This window comes from Amycolatopsis sp. NPDC004368 (assembly GCF_053602515.1).
Genome location: NZ_JBSGDT010000078.1, coordinates 1 through 5,998, shown reverse-complemented (window position 1 = coordinate 5,998; position 5,998 = coordinate 1). Strand labels below are relative to the sequence as shown.

2 protein-coding genes are annotated in these 5,998 nt (G+C 67.4%); both read right to left on the bottom strand.

The window, feature by feature from the left end; all coding sequences use genetic code 11:
• Window positions 1–60: 60 nt before the first annotated feature.
• A complete protein-coding gene (locus ACWEOE_RS41945) occupies window positions 61–3,450 on the bottom strand; it encodes a hypothetical protein (RefSeq protein WP_452019399.1) in 3,390 nt (1,129 codons plus the stop codon).
• Between the two features lie 99 nt (window positions 3,451–3,549).
• On the bottom strand, window positions 3,550–5,784 hold the full coding sequence (locus ACWEOE_RS41940) for a LamG domain-containing protein (protein WP_452019397.1): 2,235 nt from the start codon (window positions 5,782–5,784) through the stop codon (window positions 3,550–3,552).
• Between the last annotated feature and the right edge of the window lie 214 nt (window positions 5,785–5,998).

Below are 5,998 nucleotides of genomic sequence, written 5' to 3'. Positions count from 1 at the left end.
CACCGAGTACGAAGCACTACACGCGATGACCCACCCGGTCACCGCAACCCTGGAAACCAACTAATCCACTCTCCACCAAACCCGGTACTTGACACTGGGCTGGGTGTTGCTGACCGTGTAGGTGTAGGTGGTTTTGGCCGGGGCGTTCGCGGCCTTGCTGTGCCCCGGTGGCCAGAGCGCGGTCAGCCGGCCCAGGGCGTCGTAGGTCGCGTCGGTGCGCAGCCCGCTGTTGTCGACCTCGGCGGTGGTGGCACCGGTGATCGGGTCGAGGAATCGGGTCGAGGTGAACTTGGTGGTGTCGGTCCCGCTGACCTGGGGTGTGGTGGTCGCGACCTGGGTGAGGGGGCCACCGGTGGCCGGGGTGAAGGCGGTGGTGATGGTCAGGCCTAGCGCATCGGTCGCCGACACCGCGCGGCCGTAGTTGTCGAAGGTGGTGAGGGTGGCCGGGGACAGGAAGTGCTCCGCGCCGCCGGTGGGCCAGGAGTCGATCGTGTCGGTCTGGGTGACGTCGCCGACTGTGGGCGCGGCGCCGAACGGTTGGTGGTCGAAGTAGGAGCGGGTGTCGGAGACGATGGTGGCGCTGCTCGCGGGCGTGGCGCAGGTGCCGGCGCTGGTCTGGACCTGGCTGACGTAGTTGATCAGGAACGCCGTGGTGTTCGGTTGGTAGGTGGTGCGGGCGCAAGTGGCCTGGCTCGGGTCGGCGATGTCGCCGTCGTCTTCGACCTGGGTGACCAGCCCGTAGCTACCGAAGGTGTTGATCGTGCGGGTGGTGCGCCAACTGTTGGTGGCGGCGATCCACGTGCGGGTCCGGGTGGTCCCGGTGCCGGTGTAGAAGGCCTGTGTGCCGTTGGTGTTGGTCGCGTTCGGCGCGGAGATCCACGGGTCGTTGATCGTATCGGTGATGACCTTGCCGTCGAGGTAGGTCAGGGATTCCCGCGTGAAGCTGGGCAACGCCGTGCTGTCGGGAATGGTTTCGCCGATGCTGTCGGTGACCGGCACGCTCCGTTTGCCGCCGCCGGGCAGGGTGTCCCCGTCCATGCCGCGCAGGTACATCGTCTGGGTGACCGTCGGCGGTCCTGAGGGATCGCTGGTGGCCTGTCCGACGGTGGTCTTCACCGTGCCGTAGCCACGCCACATCGACCAGGTGCGGTTCTTCGGGTCTGAGAGGTAGTTCTCGTCGTAGTGCCAAGCACCGCCGCCGAGGTAGTCGTAGTGGGTCACGGTCTGCTGCGACAAAGCCGAGCCGGCGCCGCTGCTCCCGGCGATGCGGCCATCGTCGATGACGTCGGTGACCAGGTACTTGTTGAACCAGTCCAGCACCGGATCGGTCGCGCCGCCCGGTGTCCAGTAGACCGGATAACACGCCAGCGTGTTCGCTTCCGGGGCCGGCATGGTCATGCCGGGGGTGCACTGCGGGTCGGCGTACTTGACCGTGGTGACGCCGCCCTCCTCGTTGGTGACGGAATCGATCCGGTTGCGGGTCAGCGCGGTGTAGTTGGTGCTCGGGTTGACCCGGTTCGCCAGGGCCTTCGGGTGGAAGGTCACCGGCGGCAGGCTGATCGAGCCGCCGGCCTTCCCGGTCTGGGTGATCGAGTCCAGCCACATCGCCGGGCTGGACCCGTCGCCGCTGGCGGGGAAGGACTGGGCCAGCGCCCACTGGCTCACGGTCTTCCAGCCGGTGCCACCATCGGTGACCTGCGTGCTGACCCCGGTGATCCGACGGCGGGAGAAGAACGCCGGCGACACGTTGGGGCACGCCGCGCCCTGCGTGCACAGCTGGTCGGCAGGCACGTCCGGCCACGACGCTGCGTTGGTGGTGGTGAGCTGGGCCGGGTCACACGTGACGGCGCCGCCGGGCACACACCGTTCGGCCGTGTCGAAGACGATCTGATCGGGTGCGTGCGTGTACACGCTCGCGACCCGGGTGTTGAAGCCGTATTCGATGCGCTGCAGGTAGCCGCCGCGCACGTAGGGGGTGCCGGCGCTGGTGGTGTTCAGGTTGAGCCCGTAGTAGTTGGTCTCGGGCTGGTAGTAGAGGGTCGTGGCGTTGCCGTGCGGGTCGAGGACGTAGTCGAGGTTCCAGCGCCAGGCCTGCTGGCACCACGACGCGGCGAACGTGGCCGCGTTGCAGGGTTCACCGGCGTTGTTGCCGAAGACCGGCTCCGTCCACGTGGACTGGGTTTCGGGGTTGCCGGCCTGCCAGCCCGGCAGGTGGTTGAGCCCGAAGAAGTACTGGGTGCCGTCCACAGTGGTCAGCTTCCAGTGCTCGCCACCCTGCGCACCGTTGCTCGCGCCGGTCAGCTTCTCCACGCGGGAACCGTCGTCGGCCCGCAGGTGCCAGGTGCCGGTGGCGGTGTCCTTGATCAGTTCGCTGGTCCGGCCCGCCAACGACAGCGTCGCGTTGTCGGTCGCCCAGCACAGGTCGCCGGTTTTGGTCTGCCCGTTGTTGCCGCCCAGGTCGTCGCCGCAGGACTTGTACGAGCGCTCGATGTATCCGCCGCCGCCCAGGGACCAGCCGTCGCCGATTTCCGAAGCCTGGTTGTTCGTTGCCGACGTCAGCCCGTCGACGGCGCCGGAGGAGTACTGCAGCGTCACCGAAGGCGCCGGCCCGCCCAGACCAACCGGGGCCGAAAGCGGGTAGGAGTAGTCGAATTCGCCCGAGGAACTCCCTGCGGTCCACGACCCGGCCGGCGACAGTTTCGTCGCCTTGAAGTCGCCGCCGCCGCTGGAGGTGTCCGGCGTGGCAGCGAGCACCGTCGGCGTGGCGGACGCCATGGGGGCGAGGGTGACTTCACCGGCGAGCTGGCCGGTCTTGGCGTCGTTGGCCGAGTCGACGGGCGTTCCCGTGCGGCACTCCGGCTTCTCGGGCGTGCTCACCACACAGGCCGGATACTGTTCGAACCGCAGTCGGCTGCCGAAGTCGGCACCGTAGGCGCCGGCGAACGACCGGTAGTCCATGACGACCTCGACCGGCCCGGACGTGTCGCCCGATACCGGAGCGACCTGCACTAGGGTGCCGCGGATACCGGCCTTGTCGGCCACCGCGTGATCCACCGTGGTGACCTCGACCTTGGCCGCCTCGTGCTTCTGCGGCGCTGTGGCCGCGGTCGCGCTGTAGGCGCCGGTCCGGCTGTCGCGGCCGTGGCCGCGGGTCACCGACACCTGCTTCCCCGCCGCCACCCGCTTCGGCGACACGCCACCCTGCGCGGTGGCCGGCAGATCCACCTGGGCCTTCCCCGCGGCAGGCCACTGCACCGCCGGAACAGGCGCCGACGCCGGAGCCGCCGGCGCAGCACCGGACAACGCCTTCACATCCTTGCCCGTCACCGAGCGCTCGGCTTGCAGTGCGGGCAGATCCCAGCCCAACCCGTGCCAGCCGGTCGGCGCCGCGACCGCGTCCTGGCTCGACGCCAGCATGATCGCGGCGACCGCGACCGCCGTCGTGCGCACCCATCTCCTGATCCGAAAACTCCGTCTCGAGACGGTCATGATGGTCATCACCCTTGTCTGCACAGGTGGAACACAGAAATGGAAGAGCCCGCTGCTCGATTACAGGTTCAGGCGACCGAACGTCGCGCCAGGATCGTCCGTTCGGGCATCGTTGCCGATGTCATTGGCAGTACGAAGACCCTGATACACACGGACACCGGCCACACCGCCATACCACTGGTCGGAACGTTGGCCGTTCCACACACCACGGCCGATGAACAGATCACCGGTACTGGCCCGGCTGGTGACACCCTGGCCACTGGCCGTTCCCAGGTAAGAGTTCTGCTTCACACCGTTGACGTAGAAGGCCATCGTGCCGGTGGAGGCGTCGTAGGTGGCCGACAGATGAACCCAGGTGTTGTCGACGGCGTCGGCGTCACTGACCGCCCACCACGCTCCAGGATCGGTCGGCGACGAGCTGATGAGCATCGTCCACTTGGGATGCGCGACACCATTCGCATCCGGCAGAGGGTGATACCCGAGCAGCTCGGCGGAGAACTGCGGATCGTCCATCCCCACGACCGCTCGCCCGTTCGGGTCGATCGCGCCGTGCGCGGCCACGTCATCAGCAGTCCAGGAGTGATACACCCACGCCTCGACGGTGTAGGACTTTTCCGTGCGCAGGTTCGCCGGCCGTCCCGCATCGACCTGTCCCGTCCCGGACCCATCAAACCGCGCGGCACACGCATTGTTCTCCGCAGCGAGGCTCACACCGCCAGAACCCGCCCCGGTCGCCTTGCTGACCGTGTCGAAATAGCGGTCGCCATACAGACCCGCGACCTGGTCGTCGGTGAGGACCTGACCCCACGCCTGAACCTGGTCGACCGAGCCCTTGAAGAAGTTCCCGACACCGATGTTCGACCCGACGATGAAGCCGTTCTCGGCGCTCCACACGGTGGGCACGGTGTTCTGGCCCTCGAGCTTCCCGTTAACGTACAACCGGACGCGCATCGACTTCTGGTCGAAGACCCCGGTCAGCATGGTCCAGGCGCCGACCTGCGGTGGCTCGGTCCCCAGCGCCCAGTGGTAGTTGTCGACTGTGTCGTCATCAGCGGTGGTCATCCCGAACACCCACCGGTTGACGTCGGGCGAATAGCGCAGCTGGAACGCCGCCGTGTGCTGACCGTCCTGGGTGAACAGCGTGTAGTAGCCGTTCGCGTCGTCCAGCTTCGCCCACGCGGACACGGTGAACGACTGCGTCGTGTCCACCGCCGGAGCCGCGGTGGCGTAGCCGGTGGAGCCGTCGAAGTGGACAGCTCCCGCGGCCTGGCCCGTGGTCCAGCCGTAGCCGCCGTTGAGGGTCATGGTGTTGCCGAACGCGCTCGCGTCATTGGCGCTGCTGCCCGTGCCGTCGTCCAAAGCCCAGTTGCTCTGCAGCGACGGGATCGTCGTGTTGAGGACGTCGGTGCAGCCTTCGGCCAGGCCGTACTTCGCCAGCGGTACCGCGGCGTTGGCCAGGTCGTGCGCGTCCTGAGCGGACAGCACCCGCTGCCACACCTGCACGTCGTCCACCTGACCGGCCAGGAAGTCAGCCCGGGCCCCGTTGTACTTGCCCGCCCCGATCACCAGGTTCCCCGCTGCAGCCCAACCCGTTCTGACATTGGTGGACTGCTTGGCGCCATCGACGTAGAGCGTCATCGTCCCTGTCGACGCGTCGTACGTACCGGCCACATGAGTCCAGACCCCCAACACCGGCGGCTTCGCCGACTTCGCCCGCACCACACCGGCATTGGCCTGGTCGGCGGACAACATGCTGAACGCCCACGCGTTGTCGTCCTTGGAGTACTGCAGGTAAAAGCCGCTCCCCTGGTTCCCGTCCTGCGAGATCACGGTCTGGAACCCATTGGTGTTGGCCAGCTTCACCCACGCACCCACGCTGAACGACTTCGTCGTGTCCAACACCGGACCGCTGGTGGTGACGTACCCGCTGAATCCGTCCAGGGTCAGCGCACCCTTGGTGCCTTCGCTGTAGCCGGCGGTGTCCGGGTGAGTCCAGGCGTTGCCGTGGTCATAGCCGGCGACCCAGTCACCACCAGCGATCAGGCTCGCGGTGTGCACGGCCAGGCCATCATTGCCCGGCGTGGTGTTCGCGGTGTCGGCCAGGATCCGGCCACCCATCTCATCCAACGGCCATGCCCCCACCAGACCAACCGACGGGGTGTAGGGCAGCACGTGGAAGGAACAGGAGGCAGCATCGAGGTTGCCGCTGGTGACGCAGGTGGCGTCCGGGCCCGGCGTCCCTGCCTTGTTCACCGCCTTGACCTTGATGAAGTTCTGGTTGCCGTTGATCGCCAACGCAGACAGGTCAGCCGTGGCGACCAGGTTGCCGCTCGCGTCCGTGCCCTGGGTCGCGGTGACGCTGGGCGAGCCCTGCGGCTGCGGCTCCGAACCATCAGTGGTGTAGATGAAATGGTTGTCAAGTACCGGGTTTGGTGGAGAGTGGATTAGTTGGTTTCCAGGGTTGCGGTGACCGGGTGGGTCATCGCGTGTAGTGCTTCGTACTCGGTGG